Source organism: Comamonas sp. UBA7840 (genome assembly GCF_002501455.1).
Classification (GTDB): Bacteria; Pseudomonadota; Gammaproteobacteria; order Burkholderiales; family Burkholderiaceae_C; genus Comamonas; species Comamonas jiangduensis.
Genome location: NZ_DLTI01000034.1, coordinates 50,389 through 70,422, shown reverse-complemented (window position 1 = coordinate 70,422; position 20,034 = coordinate 50,389). Strand labels below are relative to the sequence as shown.

Genomic DNA, 20,034 nt, shown 5'->3' with positions numbered 1-20,034 from the left:
TTTCTGTTAATGATTTCCAGTGCTTTCCTATGGGAATGTGTTGTTGATCAAGCGCTGCCAGCTATTGTTTTTGGTGCGTACAGGCAAAAAAAACCCGCCTTGTTACCAAGACGGGTTTTGTGTGGTGGGCCCTGAGTGATTCGAACACTCGACCAACGGATTAAGAGTCCGCTGCTCTACCAGCTGAGCTAAGAGCCCTTGAACGGGAAAATCAATGCACAACGCAGTGAAAGAAAATTTGGTGGGCCCTGAGTGATTCGAACACTCGACCAACGGATTAAGAGTCCGCTGCTCTACCAACTGAGCTAAGAGCCCTTCGGAAGTTTCCGAAGTGCCAATTTGTTGAAAAACAAACCAGCAAAAAAGTGGTGGGCCCTGAGTGATTCGAACACTCGACCAACGGATTAAGAGTCCGCTGCTCTACCAACTGAGCTAAGAGCCCACTTTTTGTCGCTTGCAACGAAGCGAAGCCGCAATTATGCACCAATTTTTTCCGGCCTACGGGAAAGTACGTGCTTTTTCCTGGGTGCAGCTACAGGTTTTTATTGCATGGCGTTGCGGCTGGCCAGCTCCACAAACAGGCCACTGTGGTCCAACTCACCCAAGCCGTGCGCCACACCATCGGCATACAACTGCTCGAACAACGCGGTGATGGGGGCGTCAAAACCGATTTCCTGCGCCGTCGCCAAGGCATTGCGCATGTCTTTGAGTTGCACCGTCATCTTGCCGCGCGCCGCGAAGTCGCGCTCGACCATGCGCTGACCGTGCAGTTGCAGGATGCGGCTGTCGGCAAACCCGCCGGTGATGGCTTCGCGCACCTTGGCGGGGTCAGCGCCGCCTTTGGCGCACAGCAATAACGCCTCGGCCACGGCACCAATGCTGATGCCCACAATCATTTGGTTGGCCAATTTGGCCAACTGGCCTGCGCCGTGGGGGCCGACATGGGTGGCGCGGCCCAGCGGGGCAAAAATAGGGTGGGCGGCTTCAAAATCTTCGGCCTTGCCGCCCACCATGATGGCCAGGGTGCCGGCTTCTGCACCCACGGTGCCACCAGACACCGGTGCATCCAGGTGGCGCAATTGGCACTCGGAAAGGCGGGCCGCGTGATCGCGCGCTTCGCGCGGCTGGATGGAGGCCATGTCGATCACCAGCGTGCCTTCCCGCATGCCGTGGATGGCTGCGTCCTGGCCCATGCCGAACAGCACTTCGCCCACGATCTTGCCGTTTTCTAGCATGCTGATGACGTAATCCGCCTTGATGCAGGCTTGGCGGGGCGTGTCATGCACGTAGGCACCTTCGGTCAGCAAAGGCTCGGCCTTGCTGCGGGTGCGGTTCCAGACATGCACCTCATGGCCGGCGGCCAAAAGACGACGTGCCATGGGCAGGCCCATCAGGCCACAGCCCAGCACTGCAATATGCAAGCGCGGGTTGGAGGAGGGGGTCAACGTTGGTCTCCGGTCATGGTGAGTCACGCCAGCAGGCCAGCAACTGCTGGAGCATGGCATGTGCGTAGACAGTCATGATGGGGATTTTTTTTCACGCAGGCTTGCAAATGGCTTGCAGGCAACCATGCCAAAAGTCATGACAGTTGTGACCTGTACAGTGCAAGCCCAGCGTTGGGCAGCAGCGGTTGCGGGTTAGTACTGATCTCTCCGTGCCCGGGCTGCAGGGTCAAAAAACGCTCGCAGCTAGGCGTGAGGCAGGGCGTTGGTGGTAGCCCGCTTGCCAATCAGCAGCCGAAAAGGCAGCAGCAGGCATACGGCCATGACCAGCTTGACGCCCAGATCGCCCAGCGCCCAAGTCACCCACGGCACATCTTCGCCCGCAAAGCCCACGCCCCAGAACACGCAAGTGTCCAAAATGGCGGCCAGCACGGTGGCCACCAGTGGTGCGCGCCACCAGCGGCTTTGGCGCAGGCGGTCAAACACGGTGATGTCCAGCATTTGCGACAGCAAAAAGGCCAGCCCTGAAGCCGCTGCAATGCGCGCGGGGGCCAGCACCGCAGAGGCCGCCACCGCCACCGCAAAGCCAAACCATGCCACGCGGCGTGCCTGCGCCGGGCCAAAAGCGCGATTGACCAGTTCGGTCACCAAAAACGCAAAAGGGTAGGTGATGGCGCCCCATGTTAACCAGTCGTTGATGGCAAATTGCACCAAGATGTTGGACGACAGCACCACCAGTCCCATGGCCAGCACGGCCACAGAGACTTGGGAGGGATGGGGGAGGGGGTAATGCATCACCGTACTTGTGCGTGCTTGCGTTTTGCGTTTTAGTAAGCGCCAGAGTTGCGCATGCCCGAAGAGGGCACTTCCACCCCCAAGATGGCGGCAGCCACGGCCTCGCCCACTTTGATGCCATCTACACCCGCAGACAAAATGCCACCCGCGTAGCTGGCACCTTCACCGGCGGGATAGAGGCCTCGGGTGTTGACGCTTTGGAAGTTGGCGCCGCGCGCAATTTTCACGGGTGAAGAAGTGCGAGTTTCCACCCCCGTCAGCACGGCATCGTGCATGTCGTAGCCGCGAATCTTTTTGCCAAAGGCGGGCAGGGCTTCGCGCATGGCTTCAATTGCAAAAGCGGGCAGTGCGTGGTGCAGATTGCCCCAGGTGATGCCCGGCTTATACGAAGGCGGCACCCCGCCGACATCGGCCGATGGATTGCCCGCTACAAAGTCGCCCACCAGTTGTCCGGGGGCGTTGTAGTTGCGCCCGCCCAGCAGATAGGCTTTGGACTCCAGCTGGCGCTGGAACACCACGCCTGACAGCGGGTGGTAGCTGCCAGGGGCTTGGTTTTCCACGCCGAAAGTTTTGCCGTCAAAAGCCCATGCAAACGATTTGGCGTCTTGCGGATAGTCCGATGGCTCAATCGCACACACCATGCCCGCGTTGGCATTGCGCTCGGCACGCGAGTACTGGCTCATGCCGTTGGTGACGACGCGTTCGGGCTCGCTGGTCGCTGCCACCACGGTGCCGCCAGGGCACATGCAAAAGCTGTAGACCGCGCGGCCATTCTTGGCGTGGTGCACCAGCTTGTAATCGGCCGCTCCCAACAAGGGGTGGCCTGCATGCTTGCCCCAGCGGGCTTGGTCGATCACGCTTTGCGGATGCTCGATGCGAAAGCCAATCGAAAACGGTTTGGCTTCCATGTACACGCCACGTTCGTAGAACATGGTGAAGGTGTCGCGTGCGCTGTGCCCCAGTGCCATCACCACCTGATCGGTCGTCAGCGTGTAGCTGTCGCCGGTGGCTTGGTTCAAGACCTGCAGCGCAGACACCTTGCGCGCATCGCCTTCGCCCTCGATGGTGATGTCGGTCACCTTGGACTCAAAGCGAATCTCACCGCCTAAACGGCAGATTTCCTCGCGAATGCCTTCCACCAGCTTGACCAGCTTGAACGTACCAATGTGGGGGTGGGCGGCATACAAAATTTCTTCGGGCGCACCATAGGTCACAAATTCGGTCAGCACCTTGCGGCCCAGGTAGCGCGGGTCTTTGATCTGGCTGTACAGCTTGCCGTCCGAGAACGTCCCTGCGCCGCCTTCGCCAAACTGCACGTTGGATTCGGGTGTCAGTTCGCGCTTGCGCCACAGGCGCCATGTGTCTTTGGTGCGTTCACGCACGGTTTTGCCGCGCTCCAGCACGATGGGCTTGAAGCCCATCTGTGCCAACACCAGCGCAGCAAACATGCCGCAAGGGCCAAAACCCACCACGACGGGACGGTGTTTCAGATCCGCAGGCGCGTGGCCTACCGGCGTCCAAGTCATGTCGGGCGTGGGATTGACGTGCGAGTGGTCGGCAAACTGCGCCAGCAAGGCGGCTTCTTGGCTTTCATCGGCCAAGCGGATGTCGACGATGTAAACCGCCAGCAATTCGGCTTTTTGGCGGGCGTCAAAGCTGCGCTTGAACACGTGCAACTGCGCGATCGCGTCGGTGGCGATACCCAGACGTTCTGCGGCCAAAGCGCGCAAACGGGCTTCGGGAAGGAATTCGGTGTGGTTCTCGGGGTGGTATTCCAGCGCCGAGAGAGGGAGTTTGAGTTCTGCGAGGCGAATCATGGCTTGTAGTGATCAAGCAATAAGAAGCCGCTGATCGTAGCGGGAACCGGCCCATCGCGCAGTGTGTAGCAGGGGTGCTGGGGCTGTGTTCACGGATTTAAATTCAGGAGCTATCAGCGCAATCTGCATAAGGGCTAGATGCTAATTTCGCTTATAAAAAGCAACACCTTGTGGTGCACGGTGAAAGCAGCCATGCTGCACAATGGCGCGGTGATTGCCTCTTCTTGCTTGCCCACTGTGGCCACTTCTTTGCTGAGCATCGACGCAGCCGCTGACCAAGCACCTCTCAGTGCGCAGCAGCAACTTTTCAACGCTTGGGTACAACGCATTGCGGAGCAGCGAGCTTGGCTGCTGGCCTGGGATGAGGCCGTACAAGCCTGCCGCACCCGCTTTGCACGCGATGGTGTTCCTTTGCGCACCCGGTACCTGGATCTACAAGCGGCCTTGGCGTTGTACCTGGACCAGCAAAGTGCCCGCAAGCTGTCCAAGTTGGAGCGCCAGTTGCTGGAAAACTGCTTGCTGGAGTCCGCGCAGCAAGTGGCCGATCTGAGTGATACACCGGCACAGCGTGCCGCCATGGAAGAGCTGGTACGCCGCTACGCCCCTGAAGAGGACGAGGAGCCCGAAGACGATGCGGCGCAGGCTGCGCCCAGCGCTGAGCAAGCTGCCAATGCCAGTGACGACATTGACTGGCAAGACTCGGAAGCCGTCGCGCAGTTCTTGGAAGCCCAAGAGCAAGCTGCAGCGGCACAGGCCGAGCGAGCCCGAGCGCAGCACCACGCCAAGCGCCAGCAACGCAAAGCGCAGCAAGCCCAAAAAGCCAAGGGGCCGACGGCGGCTGAATTGGCCAACCAGTCATTGCGGGAGGTGTACCGCCGTTTGGCCAGCCGCTTGCACCCCGATCGCGAGCAAGACCCGGTGGAACGCGCACGCAAAACGGCGCTGATGCAGCGGGTCAACATCGCCTATGAAGCCAGTCGCTTGATGGAGTTGCTGGAGCTGCAGTGGGAAGCCGAGCAGATGGACCCCGCCAAGCTCGCACAGCTGAGCGATGCACGTTTGGCCCCTTACAACCGCATGCTGGAAGAGCAATGGAACGACCTGCAGCGCGATGTGCAAGCGCGTACCCAATCGTTTGCGCGGGAGTTTGGTCTGGATACCACCAAGCGCTTGCAGCCCGCCAAGCTGATGGCGCAGGTGCGCGAGCGGCTGCAGCAACTGCAAGCCGGTGTGGATTATTTGCGCCAGCTGCTGCAAGCGCTGGAAGACGATCCCGACACCTTGAAGCAGTGGCTCAAACACGAGCGCACCTGGGCGCGCCAGCGCGATCAGTAAGACAGCTTGGAGTGGCCCACGCCACCGGCCTTGTCCACGCGAATTTGCACGGGAATGCGCTCTTTGAGTGCTTCCACATGGCTGATGATGCCAATCATCTTGCCGCTGGCATTCAAGCTGTCGAGGGCCGCCAAAGCGGTTTCGAGCGTGTCACCATCCAAGGTGCCAAAGCCTTCGTCGAGGAACAGCGAGTCGATGGAGGTTTTGCGGCTGACCAAGTCCGACAGCGCCAAAGCCAGTGCCAGACTGACCAAGAACGACTCCCCCCCAGACAGGGTGCGCGTGTCGCGCGCCGCATCGCCTTGCCAGCTGTCCACGATGTCCAGCTCCAACTCCCCCGTGGCTTTGCGCTGCAAGCTGTAGCGGCCATGCAGGCGCAGCAGGTGTTGATTGGCCAGATGAAGCAGGTGGTCCAGCGTCAGACCTTGGGCAAATTTGCGGAATTTGTCGCCTTTGGCGGAACCAATCAGGCCGTCCAGACGTTGCCAGATTTCGCTGTCTTGGGCTTGCTGCTCCATCTGTGCGAGCAACGCTTGCTGTGTGGCCCGGTGTTGCGCATCGTCTTGCAAGCGGGCGCGGTGTGCGCCCAACTGCTCCGTGCATTGCGCACGCTCGGCGTCTATCTGGGCAATGTGCGCCACGACAGCCTCGGGCGTGGCATCGGACAGTGCCTGGGCTTGCAGGGTGGCCAAGCGCTGCTGCGCATCGGTCAGCACCGTATCCGCACGCTGCACCTGTGCGTGCAACTGTTCGCTGAGCGCTTGCAAGCGCTGGAACGTCTCCTGCGGCAGCAGTGCCGCCGCAAAATCTTCTGCATGGGCAAACGGACTGGCCTGTAAGGCCTGCTGCCATGCCTGTTCAGCTTCTTGCACGGCGTGCTGCAGCTGCAAGCCGCGCTGCTCGGCTTGCGTGATTTGTCCTTGCAAGCGGGAGATGGTTTGGGCGGTGGCTGCAATGCGCGTAGCGCAGTCCTCCAAATTGTGCGGGGGTGGAACCTGGCTGGACGGGGCATTGGCGGGCAGGGTTGGCAAAGCCTTCGCACATGCTTGCCAGTGCGCGGCTGCTTCATTGGCTTGTGCATGCTGGGTGCGCAGCACCTCCACGCGGCGCTCCAAGGTTTGCAGTTGCTGCTGTTGCTGCGCCCATTGCTGCACCTCTTGCTGGCGTGCTTGCAGCCAACTGTCGGTGGCTGCATTTGCGGGCAGTGCATAGCCCAAAGCATGCAAGCTGGCTTGCAAACGGTGTTCTAGCGCTTGGGCTTGCTGCTGCAAGGCCTCCAGTGACGTGGTCGTGCGCTCATGTTCGGTTTGTAGGGCTTGCAGGGCCTGCACGCTACTGCTGTGGGCAAACGCTGCTTGTTGTTGCGCCAAGATTGCAGCTTGCCATGCGGCTTGGCTGGCTTGTAGTTGTCGCTCGCCTTCTTCGGCGGCATGCAGCATCCGCTGCAGCTCTTGCTCCGCTTGTTCGGCATGGTGCTGGGCATCCGCCAAGCTGCGCAAATCCTGCCAAGCTTCAGGGAGCACCGGCGTGCTGCTGGCGCTGCGCAGTGCGTTCCAGCGCTGTTCCCAACGGTCAATGTCTTGGGCAATCGCTTCGTGCTGTGTTTGCAGCGTGCGCAGTTCGGCGTGTAAGCCCGCGAGTTCGGCATTCAACTGCTCACCCTGGCGCTGCAGGGCATCCCGTTGCGCGATGGAGTCGCGCAACGCCATTTCTGTAGCGGATATATCCAGCGCCGCATAAGCGCTGACTGCAGGGTGCTCTAGCGATCCACACAGCGGGCACGCGTGGCCCGGTTGCAGGGCGTAGCGATGGTCTTGCAGGCTTTGAATGCGCTGCTCTTGCGCCAGCAAGGTTTGCTTGTCTTTTACGCGCTCTTGCAGCACGACGTACTGCTGGCGCAGGCTGGTGAGCTGTTGTTCCAGCGTGGGGAGGCGCTGCTGGCGTTCATTCAAGGCCTGTGCGCACTGGGTGTGTTGCTGTGACAAGGGAGTGCGCAATTGCGCATGCTCCAGCAAGTGCTGCCAGTGTTGCCGCTTGCCTTGTGCGGCTTGCCAGTGGTCACGCAGAGGCTGTATCTGGCCACCATGGTTGGCCAAGCGTTGCTGCTGTGCATACAGTACAGCAGCGTGCTGTTGGGCAGCGAGATCGACTTGGGCTTGGCTTTGCTGGGCCGCCTGCGCTTGCACGTGGGCTTGCTCTTGCAACTGCTGGGTTCGGCTCTCCAGGGTGGCAAGCTCTTGCACGGCCACAGCGCATTGTTGTTGCAGCTGTTGTTGCTGCTGCAACTGCGCCTGCCAGCCACTGAGGGCTGCCCCCAGCTGCGCGTAGCTGGCATGGGTTTGCAGCCAGTGCTGTGTTGCAGTGTGTGCATCCACCGCCGCTTGCCAGTCACTGCGGGCTGTATCTTGGGTTTGGGCACTCAGTTGCTGGGCGTGTTCGTGCAACTGCCAATGTAGGCAGTGGTGCTGCAATACATCCGTGTGCAACTGCTGCGTTTGCACTTGCTGCAAGGCATGTTCTCGCTGCACCTGCAGCCATTGGCTATGCAGCGGTGCTATCGCTTGGGCGGGGGCGTGGGCTTGCAGGCGCTGCAGATCAGCGCTGGCCTGCGCCAAGGCCTCTTGCGCTGCAGAACGCGCGTTCTGTGCCTGTGCTACCTCGGTGCGGGTGCGCGCGGTTTGGCTTTGCCAGTGGTGGATCGCTTGCAACTGCACATGTTGCTGCTGCAGATCTGCCAGCGTCGCTTGCAACTGGTGGGCCTGCGTTGCCAGATCCATACGTGTGGCGGCATCCAGCAATTGCATGCCCTGGGCCTGCGCTTGCTGCTTTTCCAGCGCTTGGCGTGCATCGCGTGCACGCTCAAATACCGCCTGAGAGATCTGCCCGTAGATTTCGGTGCCCGTCAGCTCTTCCAGCAATTCCGCGCGGTCGTTGGCGCTGGCATTCAAAAATGCCGCAAAGCCACCTTGTGCCAACAGCATGGACTTGGTGAAGCGGCCAAAGTCTAGCCCTGTGATGGCGGCGATGCGTTTGATTTTTTCATTGCTGTGTGTGGTGAGGATGTGCCCTTCACCACTGGCCGCCTCCACCTGGGCCAGTTCCACCTTGGGGGATTGCAAAGCCCCATCGACTTTGTCGCGCGCGCGGCGCTGGCTCCAAAACGCGCGGTAGGTAATGCCTTTGACCTCAAACTCCACCTCGGCCAAGCAATCAGCGGTATGGCGTGTCATCAGGTCATTGCTGGCACCGCCCACACTGCTTAAGCGCGGTGTCTGGTGGTACAGTGCCAAGCAGATGGCATCCAGCAACGTGGATTTACCAGCCCCCGTAGGGCCGGTGATGGCAAACAGGCCGTTATCGAGGAAAGGTGGCTGGCGAAAATCGATCGTCCATTCGCCTTTGAGGGCGTTCAGATTCTTCAGGCGCAGGCTCAGAATTTTCATGCGGCATCTCCTGCGTGCACGCTGGCCAGCACCTCTTGGTAGCGGAGGTGCAGAGCTTGGTGGACATCGGCAGACACCGTCTCTTGGGCCAATCTGCGCGCAAACACGTCGCTGGGGGTGAGGGCCTCCAAAGATTCACCATGCTCGGTAAAAAGCTGGGGCATCGCCGTGCCGCGCTGGCGTTTGACGCGCAGCACCTGCAAGGGCAGCCCTTGCGCCATGGCGTCGATGCGCGCTGCCACATCGGGCAGGTAGTCGTCTTCTTGCACCGTCACTTCCAGCCACGCAGGGTGTTCTGCGCTGCTTTGTGCTGCCAAGGCCTGCAGCTGTACGGGCAGACTGGCCAGATTGCCGGTGAGCGAAGCCAAAATTTGGCACACAGGCGTAGCCAAAGGGGTGAGGGCTTGCAGGCCGTGCGCATTCAAGTCGACCAGCAGTACTTCTTTGGTTTGCTTGGCTTCATCAAACCCCAGTGCAATCGGTGAGCCGCAGTAACGGATGTGTTCCAGTCCACCCACTTTCTGTGGTTTGTGGATGTGGCCCAAGGCGATGTAGTCCGCAGGCGGGAAGGCAGAGGTCGGGAAGGCTTCCAGCGCACCCACATAAATTTCTCGCACGGATTCGTTGCTGCTGGCACCTACCGTGGTCAGGTGGCCGGTGACCACAATCGGTACGCGTGTGCCATGCGCTGTTTGGAGCTGCGCTTGCAGGGCTTGCGCTGCCGCAAACACTTGGGCGTAGGTGTCTTGGATGGCACTTTGTAGGTTGCGCTGTTTGTCTTCAGCGCTTTGCCCGGCCTGGCTGGTGAGCACATCGCGTGGCCGGATAAAAGGCAGTGCACACACAATGCAACCGGGCTGCGTGCTGCCTCTTACTGGCAAGGTGATCACATGCTGGGCCGCGTCACCGGTGGCAGCGATGACGGAGGTGTTCAAGTGGTGCAGCAGGGGCAAGCTCTCGCTGAGCACGCTGACGGAGTCGTGGTTGCCGCCCAGCAGCAGCAAGGCCACTTTGAGCTGGTGCAGTTGCGCAATCAAGCGGTAGTACAAGGCGCGGGCGTAGCTGGGCGGGGTGCCGGTGTCAAAAATATCACCTGCAATCAGCACGGCATCCACCGCATGTGCCTCGACCTGCTCCAGCACCCAGTCGATCAAGACAGCATGCTCGCGCTCGCGGCTGTGGTTCATGAAGTTCTGGCCAAGGTGCCAGTCAGAGGTGTGGAGGATGCGCATACGGGATCTGCTGAGACCGAAAATTCAAAACCAAACAAGCATCTTAGCGAGGCCGTGGGCCAGGTGATGACCTGGCAACAGGTGGCCCTTGGGCGCAATGCGCTGTGCGCCAGCTGTCTCCTGCATGACGCATTGGGCGCTAGACGGCAGAGGCCGGCAGCCGGTGCATGCAGTGCAAAGCCCCGTGGCATGCCGCCTTGGGGGTCTGTGTTGCGGTGCACGATGTGGTTTGCCCTAAATCGCGCACATATGGGGGCAGACCCGCAGTGCGGTCGGTGCAATGCCTTTTAGATTGAAGCTCTGTGCAACGGTAAACATCAGGAGGCAGATATGCAGCGACGTGCTTGGATGTGGGGCGTGGTGGCGATGGCGGCGAGCCTGGCAGCAGGCGCTGTGCACGCCCAAAGCGAAACCTTCCCGAACAAACCCATCACGCTCATCGTGCCGTATGGCCCCGGCGGGGTGACCGATGTGATTGCGCGTGCCTTGGGGCTGGGTATGGGGAAAGCTTTGGGGCAAAACGTGGTGGTGGAAAACAAGGCGGGTGCGGCCGGTGCAATGGGCGTGGTCGATATGCTGACGGCCAGGCCCGATGGCTATCGCCTGACGCTGGCGCCCGTGGGCATTTTCCGCCAGCCCTACATCCAGAAAGTGGCTTATGACCCGGTGCGCGATTTGACCTATATCGCCACCTTCATGACCTACGACTTTATTTTGACGGTGCCCAGCGATTCGTCGATTCAGACGGTGCAAGACTATGTGGCGTGGGCCAAGAAAAATCCGGGGCAGATGAGCTACGGCACGCCGGGTAAATTCACCGCCAACCATGTGGCGATGGCGTTGCTGGAGAAAAAGACCGGCATCACACTCAACCACGCTCCCTTCAAGGGGGATGCCGAGGCCATCAATGCGCTGTCGGGTGGGCACATCACTTCCGCTATTTTTGCCAACAGCATCTTGCCGCAGGTGCAAGCGGGCAAGGTGCGTGCGCTGGCCACGGCGGCTGATCGCCGCCCCGAAGCCTTTGCCAATGTGCCTACCTTCCGCGAAGCGGGCTATGAATTTGATGTGCCTTCGCCGTTGGGCATTGCTGGGCCCAAGGGCATGCCCTTGGATGTGGTGAAAAAGTTGGACCAGGCCATCAAAACCGCCATGCAAGACCCGGCCTTTCAGCAGGTGGTGCGCAATTACGGCATTCGCACGGATTACCGCGATCACCAAGCCTATGCGGCCTTTGCCAAACAGGCGTTTGCGCAAGAAAAAGACATTGTGCAGGGCATTGGGCTGGAATAAGGCTGCTTACTGCACGTGCAGCCGAATGCATTGCTGTGCGGGAAGCAGCTCACAGCGCAGCAATGTCCGGATGTGGCTGTCAAAAGCCATCTCGGTGCGCAGGTGCTGGCCATCCAGGCTGACCAGCCAGGCAATGTCTTCGGCGCAGATGCGGCGTGCTGGCAAGGCCAGGGGGCCGTCGGTGCCGTGGACTTCCACGGTCACAGGGCCTTCTTCGCCAAAGATCATCAGGTACTCGGGCAAGGTGGTGGTGGCGTTCATAAATGCTGCACAAAGTGAAGTGAAGGCAGCGACCTTAAAAAGCGGCACGCGGTTTTGTCTAGCCTGTCCATCAACAACTGCGCAGATCTGCCTTGCAAGCTAAGGCGTGGCGCTGGATGCCGCTCATGGCTGCATCAAAAAATAAGAGCTGCTTGCGCTTGTTCTGTTTGAATTTCGAATGCTTTTCTATCTGAAGCCTAGATAAAACAAGCGCAGGCAGCTATCAAAAAAGCCACCCGCAGGTGGCTTGCTTTAAAGCTGGGCTGGGGCGGCATCACATGCGAAACACTTCCAAGGTGCGGCGCAAGATGCCTGCATTGGTGTTCATGTCCTGGGCCGAGTGGGCCGACTCTTCGGCCAGGCGGGCGTTGTCCTGCGTGACGGCATCCAAATCGTTCAGCGCATCATTGACCTGGGCCACGCCCACGGTTTGCTCCCGCGTGGCGGTGACAACGCTGTGGATCAATGCGCTGACCTGGGTGACCGAGGAAACGGCTTGCTTGATGGTCTCCCCGGCGTGCTGCATGTGGCGTGCGCTTTGGTCCATCTGGTTGCTGGTGGCGGCAATCAGGTTGCGGATTTCACCTGCGGCTTTGGCGCTGTTTTGCGCCAGGGTGCGCACTTCGCCGGCCACCACGGCAAAGCCACGGCCCTGCTCACCGGCTCGCGCAGCTTCCACGGCGGCATTGAGCGCCAAGATGTTGGTCTGAAAAGCGATGCTTTCAATCGTCGAGACAATTTGCCCCATTTGCTGCGATGACTGGTGCATATCTTGCACCAAGGTGCTGACTTCTTCCATCGCCCTGCCGCCTTGCACGGCCAGCTGTGCGCTTTGTTCGCTGTGGTTTTTCACCTCTTCTGTGGCTTGCTGGGCATTGGCGACGGTGGCGGAAATTTCTTCCAGGGCTGCGGCGGTTTCCTGCAAATCCTGGGCTTGCCGGTCGGTGCGGCTTGCCAGATTGATCGCGCCTTGCGTGAGGTTGCGCGACAGCATCGCAAAGCCTTCAATTTCATGCCGTGCATCGCCCACCACCGCACGCAAATTGATGTGCACTTGCTTGAGCCGCTCCAGCAAAAACGCCATGGGGTGGCGGCCTAAATAGGCAGGCAAAGGGCCGTCAAGCTTGCAGCCTGCAATATCACGCGCCAATGCAGCTACGTCCTGGAAGGGGTGGGTCACGCGGATATGCTGGCGATACAGCACCAAGCCTGTTAAAGCCAACAGTAGCGCTGCTTGCACACCGATTTGCCAGCCTGCATGCCAGCCCATCAGCGGAAACAGCAGCGCTACTAACAACAACGGTGCCAGCAAGGCCATCAGCCGTTGTGTGAAGCAGGCGCGTTGCAGCTTGCCCAGCTGGTTCATCAGCCCCCGTTGGCGCACCCTTCCGGCATGCAGGTACTTATTGCCTTGGGTGCCGTTGCGCAAACTTTCATACAGCGCACTGGCTGCACGTACTTCGCCTTCGGAGGGCTTAACGCGCACCGACATATAGCCAATGGGTTTGCGCCCCTCCATGATGGGCGTGACGTAGGCGCGCACCCAGTAGTAGCGCCCATCTTTACGGCGGTTTTTGACCAGGCCCGACCAGGCGCGGCCGTGGCCAATCGTGGCCCACAAATCCTTGAATGCTTCGGCAGGCATATCCGGGTGGCGCACGATGTTGTGGGGCTGGTCCATCAACTCCTCCGTGCTGAAGCCGCTGACGTGGATGAAAGCGGCGTTGCAGTGGGTGATGCGGCCTGCCTGGTCCGTGGTGGACATGAGCAATTCGCTCTCAGGCACCACAAACTCCTCATCGCGCAAGGCCTCCATGGGCGGGGGCGCAATGCTGCGCTGTGCTGGTGTGAAAGCAGCTGGGGAAGGCGGTGGGGTGCGGGGTGTGGAGGGCGTGGTGCGCTGCGCGGGAACGCTGGTGTGTGATGCCTGCGGGCGTTCGATGGTGGCGTGCATAGGGCTTCCTAGGTATGAGTCCTTGTGTCTGCGTGGCGGCGATAGGCCCCACGCAAACGGACTCACATGCTAGGTAGACCGGGTCTAAGCAATGTGCCGTTTATCGGCCACGCAACAGGGATTGATGCAGTGTTTGCGTTGCATCAATCCCCGCATGGGCTTAGAGCAGACCCTCGCCGGGTTCACTCAAAAAACCGCCGCTTTGGTGCGCCCACAGCTTGGCGTAGATGCCGCCCAGTTGCAGCAGTTGCTGGTGGCTGCCTTCTTCCACGATGTGGCCCTTGTCCATCACGATCAGGCGATCCATGGCTGCGATGGTGGACAGGCGGTGGGCAATCGCAATCACGGTCTTGCCTTGCATCAAGCTGTCCAGGCTGTGCTGGATGGCAGCTTCGACCTCGCTGTCCAGCGCGCTGGTGGCTTCGTCCAGCAGCAAGATGGGCGCGTCTTTGAGCATTACACGCGCAATCGCTACGCGCTGGCGCTGGCCGCCCGACAGCTTGACACCGCGCTCGCCCACCTGGGCGTCGTAGCCGCTGCGGCCATGGCGGTCAGTCAGGCTGTCGATGAACTCGGCCGCCTCGGCGCGTTCGGCGGCGGCACGCATTTGCTCCTCGGTGGCGTCGGGTCGGCCATACAAGATGTTCTCGCGCATGCTGCGGTGCAGCAGCGAGGTGTCCTGCGTCACCATGCCAATGGCGCCGCGCAGGCTGTCTTGCGTGACCTGGGTGATGTCTTGCCCGTCGATGGTGATGCGCCCGCTTTGCAGCTCATGAAAGCGCAGCAGCAGGTTCACCAGGGTGGATTTGCCGGCGCCTGAGCGGCCAATCAGGCCAATGCGCTCGCCCGGGCGAATCTGCAGGTTCAGCCCATCGATGACTTTTTTGCCACCGTCTTTGTAGCCAAAGCTCAGGTTTTCAAAGGCAATCGCCCCTTGCGTGACGCGCAAAGGCTGGGCGTTGGGGGCGTCGGTAATAGTGCGCGGCTTGGTCAGCGTGGTAATGCCGTCCTGGATGGTGCCCACGTTCTCGAACAAGCCCGTCATCTGCCACATCACCCAGTGCGAGTAGCCCGCAATGCGCAGTGCCATGGCAATCACGGCAGCCACCACGCCGGCGCCCACCTGGCCTTGCGTCCACAGCCACAAGGCGGTGCTGGCGCTGCTCAGTATCAGCAAGGTGATGAGGGTGTGGTTGCTCAGCTCAAACAGGCTGACCAGGCGCATTTGCGCATAGCCCGTTTTTTTAAAGTCGTCCATCGCACTGCGTGCGTATTCGGCTTCGCGGCGGGTGTGGGCAAACAGTTTGACGGTGGTGATGTTGGTATAGGCATCGGTGACGCGGCCCGTCATCAGCGAGCGCGCATCGGCCTGCGCTTTGCCAATCGCTCCCAGGCGCGGCACAAAATACCAGCATGCTGCGGCGTAGCACAGCAGCCAAATGCCAAAGGGCAGCAGCAAATAGGCATCAAAACTGCCGGCCAGCAGCAAGATGCTGATGAAGTACACGGCCACGCCGACCAGCACATCCACCACAATGAAAATCACCTCGCGCACGGCCAGTGCGGTTTGCATGATTTTGGTGGTGATGCGGCCCGCAAATTCGTCCGCATAAAACGACATGCTTTGCCCCAGCATGAGGCGGTGGAACACCCAGCGCATGCGCATCGGAAAATTGATGGCCAGCACCTGGTGCATGACCATGGTGTGCAGGGCCAGCAGCCCAATGCTGCCCAGCAAGATGGCCGCTATACCGAGCATGCTGCCGCGTTGCTGCTGCCAGAAGTCCGCCACGGGCGTGGTAGCCAGCCAGTCCACGACCTGGCTCATCACGGCAAACAAAAATGCTTCGTAGACGGACAGGGCGGCGCTGGTTAGCGTCAGCAGCACAATCCAGCCGCGCATGCCGCGCGTACAGGACCACAAAAAAGCAGCAAAACCTGCGGGGGGCTGTTGGGGCTCGGCCGCAGGGTAGGGGGGGATACGGTTTTCAAAAAAGCGAAACAAGATGGCAACTCTCCTTGCCCTGGCGATGGTAGGCCAGTGGCATGACCTGTGCGCAGCGCGGGCAATAGGTGCTTAAATTGATAGCTGTTGGCGCAATACTGATAAGGGTTAGAAGGTGTTTTGTTGCTTTTTATCGGCGGGCCCGCATGGCGCGGTTGCCCCATCAGGGTGTTGCGCAAGCGCAGTTCGCGCTGCAAATAAAAAGCCGCTGGGCTTGCGCGCAGCGGCTGGGCGTGGGGCGGCTAGCGGTTTAAGCGCCGGGCAAAAAGCCTTCCACCGACAAATAGCGCTCGCCCGTGTCGTAGGCAAAGCCCAGCACCTTGGCACCGGGGGGCAGCTCGGGCAGTTTTTGCGCAATGGCTGCCAACGTCGCGCCGGAGGAAATACCCACCAGCAGCCCTTCTTGCGCGGCCGCGCGGCGTGCATATTCGCGCGCGGGCTCGCCTTCCACCTGAATCACGCCGTCCAGCAAACTCACATCCAAATTCTTGGGAATAAAGCCTGCACCAATGCCTTGGATAGGGTGGGGCGCCGGGGCGCCGCCTGAAATCACGGGCGAAGCGGCAGGCTCTACCGCATACACCTTCAGGTGCGGGAACTGGGACTTGAGCACCTTGGCCACGCCCGACAGGTGGCCACCCGTGCCTACGCCGGTGATCAGCACGTCCAGCCCGTCGGGGAAGTCGGCCAGAATTTCTTGCGCCGTAGTGGCCTCATGCACCGCCACGTTGGCGGGATTTTCAAACTGCTGCGGCACCCAGGCGCCGGGCGTTTGCGCGGCCAGCTCTTCGGCGCGGGCAATCGCGCCCTTCATGCCTTTTTCTTTGGGTGTTAAATCGAATTTCGCGCCGTAGGCCAGCATCAGGCGGCGGCGCTCGATCGACATGCTTTCGGGCATCACCAAAATCAGTTGGTAGCCTTTGACGGCAGCCACCAGTGCCAGGCCTACGCCGGTGTTGCCGCTGGTGGGCTCAATGATGACGCCGCCGGGTTTCAGGGCGCCCGACTTTTCAGCGGCTTCGACCATCGACAGGGCAATCCGGTCTTTGATGGAGCCGCCGGGATTGCCGCGTTCGGACTTGATCCAGACATTGGCGCCCGCGCCAAAAATGCGGTTCATGCGGATGATGGGGGTGTTACCAATGGTCTGCAGGACGTTGTCAAATTTCATGGCGTCTCCTTGGCGGAAATGAGTGCGGATGGTGGCATTTTGTCGCACTTGTTCCAACGTATCGCCATATGCATATGGACGGCACGGATAAGCGCAGTGTTTCATTGGGCCATTGTGGGCTGCTTCAAATGGCGGCAGTGATCGTTGATACTTTGATGCATTCCAAAACAGAATTCAAAGAGAAGGGAAGTTCTTTATGTCACTTTTGCACTTCAATATGGCTGCCATGACGGCCGTGTGCGTGGCCTTGCTGGTGGGCTTTTCGTACCGCGACTCGCGTTTTGGCGGTGTGCTCATGATGCTGGGAGTGCTGGGCTTGATGGCCGTGATCGTCTACGACATTCGGGTTCTTTCCGAACTTCGCTGAAAACTGCGGGGGCATGGACGATAATTGCGCCCGTGAAGTTCGCCAGACTGCCGCTGGTGCGATCGTGGAAACACGGCACTGGAGGAACGTCCGGACTGCATAGGGCAGCGTAGCAGCTAACAGCTGTCCACCGTGAGGTGAGGATCAGAGCAACAGAGACGTAGTCTGTCAGGAGTGCCCGCAAGGGTAGACCGGACAGGGTGAAACGGGCAATCTCTACGCGCAGCAATACCAAGTAGGCACACGTTGACGGGGCCCCCGGAGTGTGCGGGTAGGTAGCATCGAGCCAGTGGGGCGACTCCTGGCCCAGAGTAATGGCAGTCACGCAGCGGGCAACCGCTGTGCACAGAATCCGGCTTATCGGCGAACTTCACACTTACAGCCTTTCCAAGGCTGGGTGCGTGCACCCAGCCTTTTTTATGGGCAGCGCCCTGCTCCGATGCGACAGCAGGATGGCAAAGGCTGCATTAATAATGCGGCCCATGCTGCGTTCTGACCAATACCTGTATCCCCAGTGCACACCGCCCCAGCCCTTGCTGGCGGCCACTTTGCTGCTGTTGCGTGACCGCGCACCAGGCGGGTGGGAAGTGCTGATCTCTCGGCGCTCCGAGCGCGCCAGCTTCGCGCCTGGCATGTATGTCTTCCCCGGTGGCGGGATTGAGGCCCAGGATGCCGCAGCAGGCCACGATGTGGTGCAGTTTCGTGCCGATATGGACGACACAATGCGCACGGCCGCGGTGGCAGCCTTGCGCGAAACGCTGGAGGAGATGGGCGTGCTGCTGGCGGTGAACGCGCAGGGTGCAGCCGTAGATCCTGCGGCGGTGCAGGGGCTGGACCGCAGCACGGCCTTGTGGCCCCAGCTGGCAGCCCAGGGGCTCAAGCTGGATGCGGCGGCGCTGTGGCAAGTGGGGCATTTCACCGCCCCACCGCATTTGCCCAAACGTTTTGCCGTGCCGTTTTTTGTGGCCCGCATGCCGCACGGGCAAACGCCGGAGCCCGATAACAGCGAGCAGTTTGAAGCCGTCTGGGTAGAGCCGCAACAGGCACTGGCAGCGCACAAAGCCCGGCAAATGCCCATGATGCTGCCCACCGTGCGCACGTTGACGTATTTGGCCCAGTTCCCCAGTGTGGATGCCATTTTGGCGGCGGTTGCCCAAGGCCCGCTGTGGAAGTTTGCGCCGCGCTTTGCGCTGGAAAACGGCAAGGAGCGCTCCTTGCTCGACAGCGATGCGGCCTACGGTGAGGCGGCCATGGTCAGCCCCGATGGGCAGGTGGTGCACGAGCTGGCGTGGCAAACCGAGCGCGCTGTGCCGCTGCGCAAGAACGTGCTGCGTCTGACCGCACCAAACGCCAACGTCATGACCGGCCCCGGCACCAACAGCTATTTGGTGGGTGAGCCTGCCACGGGCTATATCGCCATCGACCCCGGCCCTGCCGATGCCGGCCATGTGGCGCGGCTGCTGGAAGCGGCAGGCGGTGATGTGCGCCACATTGTCTGCACGCACTCGCACGCGGACCATTCCCCCGGCGCTTTCTTGCTGCAGGCGCTGTGTGTGCAGCGCGGTTTGCCCAAGCCGCTGATTTATGGCCTGCCTTCGGCCCCCACGGCGCGGGCCAACAGCCACTTTGTGCCGGATGTGGTGCTTCAAGATGGAGAGCAACTGACGCTTGCTGCACAAGCCCTAGAGGCCGAAAACATTGTGAATGTGACGCACACCTTGCGCGCCATATACACGCCGGGGCATGCAGCCAACCACCTGTGCCTGCTGCTGCAAGAAGATGCGCTGCTGTTCAGTGGCGACCACATCTTGAACGGCAGCACCCCCATCATCGACACGCCCGACGGCAATATGCGTGACTACATTGACAGCCTCGACAAACTGGCTACCTTGTGCCACGCCGAAGGGGTGGAGTTTGTCCTGCCCGCCCATGGCTATGTGCTGGGCCATGCACGCCAGGTGATTGCCAAGCTCAAAGCCCACCGGTTGGCGCGCGAGGCCAAGGTGATGGCAGCCATGCGGGCGCAGCCGGATGGCAGCCCGCAAGACTGGGTGGCGCTGGCTTATGCCGACACGCCGCAAAACCTGTGGAAACTGGCGGAAAGAAGCCTGATTGCGCACGTGGAACGCATTCGTGCTTTAGGCTTGCTGCATGTCACCGACTGAACACCCCAAGAACAACGACAACAGCGTCCGTCTCTCCAAGCGACTGGCGGAGCAACTGGCCTGCTCGCGCGCCGAAGCAGAGCTGTATATTGAAAACGGCGCCGTCCAAATAGACGGCGTGACCGTGGAACACCCTGGTGCCCGCGTGCTGCCCCAGCAAGTAATTACCGTGGCCGCAGGTGCCAAGGCCGAGCATGTTCCGCCTGTCACCATCTTGCTGCACAAGCCTGCGGGCTACTCGGTGCAAGCCGCAGGCAAGCTCAATGCTTTGGATTTACTCACCCCCGAGAACTGGCACCAAGGCGATACGCCGGCCCCGATTCGCATGCTGCAAAAGCATTTTCAGAATCTGGAGTGCCTGGAGCCACTGCCTGTGCCCGCCAGCGGCCTGACAGTGCTGACCCAAGACCGCCGGATTGCGCGCAAGCTGACAGACGATGCGCTGTATATCGAGCAGGAGTGCATCGCCCATGTGCAAGGCAGTCTGGATGCGGAGGGGTTGGAGTGCCTGTGCAACGGCACGGCCATCGCGGGCAAGCGCCTGCCACGCACCAAGGTGAGCTGGCAAAGCGATAACCGCCTGCGTTTTGCCCTCAAAGGCATCTTCCCCGAAGAGATTGATGCTATGTGCCGGGGTGTGGGGTTGAAGCTGGTGGGCCTCAAGCGCCTGCGCGTGGGACGTATCTCCATGGCCAAACTGGATGAAGGCCAGTGGCGCTACCTCATGCCTTGGGAGCGCTTTTAAGCAACGCTT

Annotated in this window: 14 protein-coding genes, 3 tRNA genes and 1 other RNA gene; 6 read left to right on the top strand and 12 right to left on the bottom strand. The window is 60.6% G+C overall.

Features of this window, described 5'->3' with window-relative positions:
* Window positions 1–122 precede the first annotated feature (122 nt).
* From B3R00_RS13570 to B3R00_RS13545, 6 genes are all read right to left on the bottom strand, one after another.
* A tRNA-Lys gene (locus B3R00_RS13570) sits at window positions 123–198 on the bottom strand.
* A 41-nt stretch (window positions 199–239) separates the two neighbouring features.
* Window positions 240–315: transfer RNA gene (locus tag B3R00_RS13565), tRNA-Lys, on the bottom strand.
* A gap of 51 nt (window positions 316–366) precedes the next feature.
* Window positions 367–442, bottom strand: a tRNA-Lys gene (locus B3R00_RS13560).
* A 100-nt stretch (window positions 443–542) separates the two neighbouring features.
* A complete protein-coding gene (locus B3R00_RS13555) occupies window positions 543–1,445 on the bottom strand; it encodes an NAD(P)-dependent oxidoreductase (RefSeq protein ID WP_286999454.1) in 903 nt (300 codons plus the stop codon).
* Between the two features lie 243 nt (window positions 1,446–1,688).
* On the bottom strand, window positions 1,689–2,237 hold the full coding sequence (locus B3R00_RS13550; protein ID WP_286999453.1) for a VUT family protein: 549 nt from the start codon (window positions 2,235–2,237) through the stop codon (window positions 1,689–1,691).
* Between the two features lie 32 nt (window positions 2,238–2,269).
* On the bottom strand, window positions 2,270–4,054 hold the full coding sequence (locus B3R00_RS13545; protein WP_286999452.1) for an NAD(P)/FAD-dependent oxidoreductase: 1,785 nt from the start codon (window positions 4,052–4,054) through the stop codon (window positions 2,270–2,272).
* Between the two features lie 237 nt (window positions 4,055–4,291).
* Here B3R00_RS13545 and B3R00_RS13540 point away from each other — a divergent pair, with 237 nt between their 5' ends.
* Window positions 4,292–5,389, top strand: a complete 1,098-nt coding sequence (locus tag B3R00_RS13540; RefSeq protein ID WP_286999451.1) for a J domain-containing protein — start codon at window positions 4,292–4,294, stop codon at window positions 5,387–5,389.
* Here the strand turns inward: B3R00_RS13540 and B3R00_RS13535 are convergent.
* Together B3R00_RS13535 and sbcD are read right to left on the bottom strand one after the other, a co-directional pair.
* Complete coding sequence (locus B3R00_RS13535) at window positions 5,383–8,832, bottom strand: AAA family ATPase (RefSeq protein ID WP_286999450.1); 3,450 nt, start codon at window positions 8,830–8,832, stop codon at window positions 5,383–5,385. The genes B3R00_RS13540 and B3R00_RS13535 overlap by 7 nt on opposite strands.
* Window positions 8,829–10,064, bottom strand: a complete 1,236-nt coding sequence (sbcD, locus tag B3R00_RS13530) for an exonuclease subunit SbcD (RefSeq protein WP_286999449.1) — start codon at window positions 10,062–10,064, stop codon at window positions 8,829–8,831. Before sbcD ends, B3R00_RS13535 begins: the two co-directional genes overlap by 4 nt.
* 330 nt (window positions 10,065–10,394) lie before the next feature.
* On the opposite strand from sbcD, the gene B3R00_RS13525 reads away from it, so the two are divergent.
* Window positions 10,395–11,357, top strand: coding sequence for a tripartite tricarboxylate transporter substrate binding protein (locus B3R00_RS13525; protein WP_286999448.1), 963 nt, complete (start codon window positions 10,395–10,397; stop codon window positions 11,355–11,357).
* Window positions 11,358–11,363: 6 nt separating this feature from the next.
* On the opposite strand, the gene B3R00_RS13520 is transcribed toward B3R00_RS13525, so the two are convergent.
* The 4 genes from B3R00_RS13520 to cysK form a co-directional block, all read right to left on the bottom strand.
* Window positions 11,364–11,618: a hypothetical protein gene (locus tag B3R00_RS13520; RefSeq protein WP_286999447.1), complete on the bottom strand. Its 255-nt coding sequence runs from the start codon at window positions 11,616–11,618 to the stop codon at window positions 11,364–11,366.
* Between the two features lie 274 nt (window positions 11,619–11,892).
* A complete protein-coding gene (locus B3R00_RS13515; protein WP_286999446.1) occupies window positions 11,893–13,572 on the bottom strand; it encodes a methyl-accepting chemotaxis protein in 1,680 nt (559 codons plus the stop codon).
* Between the two features lie 160 nt (window positions 13,573–13,732).
* On the bottom strand, window positions 13,733–15,577 hold the full coding sequence (locus B3R00_RS13510; protein WP_286999445.1) for an ABC transporter ATP-binding protein: 1,845 nt from the start codon (window positions 15,575–15,577) through the stop codon (window positions 13,733–13,735).
* A gap of 250 nt (window positions 15,578–15,827) precedes the next feature.
* A complete protein-coding gene (gene cysK, locus B3R00_RS13505; RefSeq protein ID WP_286999444.1) occupies window positions 15,828–16,748 on the bottom strand; it encodes a cysteine synthase A in 921 nt (306 codons plus the stop codon).
* Window positions 16,749–16,944: 196 nt separating this feature from the next.
* Between cysK and B3R00_RS13500 the strand changes: the two genes are divergently transcribed.
* The 4 genes from B3R00_RS13500 to B3R00_RS13485 all read left to right on the top strand — a co-directional run bounded on the left by B3R00_RS13500 (window position 16,945) and on the right by B3R00_RS13485 (window position 20,025).
* Window positions 16,945–17,115 carry a hypothetical protein gene (locus B3R00_RS13500; protein ID WP_174863670.1) on the top strand — a complete coding sequence of 57 codons (171 nt, stop codon included), beginning with the start codon at window positions 16,945–16,947 and terminating at the stop codon, window positions 17,113–17,115.
* Window positions 17,116–17,149: 34 nt separating this feature from the next.
* Window positions 17,150–17,491, top strand: an RNA gene (gene rnpB, locus B3R00_RS13495) — RNase P RNA component class A.
* A 106-nt stretch (window positions 17,492–17,597) separates the two neighbouring features.
* Window positions 17,598–19,280, top strand: a complete 1,683-nt coding sequence (locus B3R00_RS13490; RefSeq protein WP_286999443.1) for an MBL fold metallo-hydrolase — start codon at window positions 17,598–17,600, stop codon at window positions 19,278–19,280.
* On the top strand, window positions 19,267–20,025 hold the full coding sequence (locus tag B3R00_RS13485) for an RNA pseudouridine synthase (RefSeq protein ID WP_286999442.1): 759 nt from the start codon (window positions 19,267–19,269) through the stop codon (window positions 20,023–20,025). Before B3R00_RS13490 ends, B3R00_RS13485 begins: the two co-directional genes overlap by 14 nt.
* Window positions 20,026–20,034: the final 9 nt, after the last annotated feature.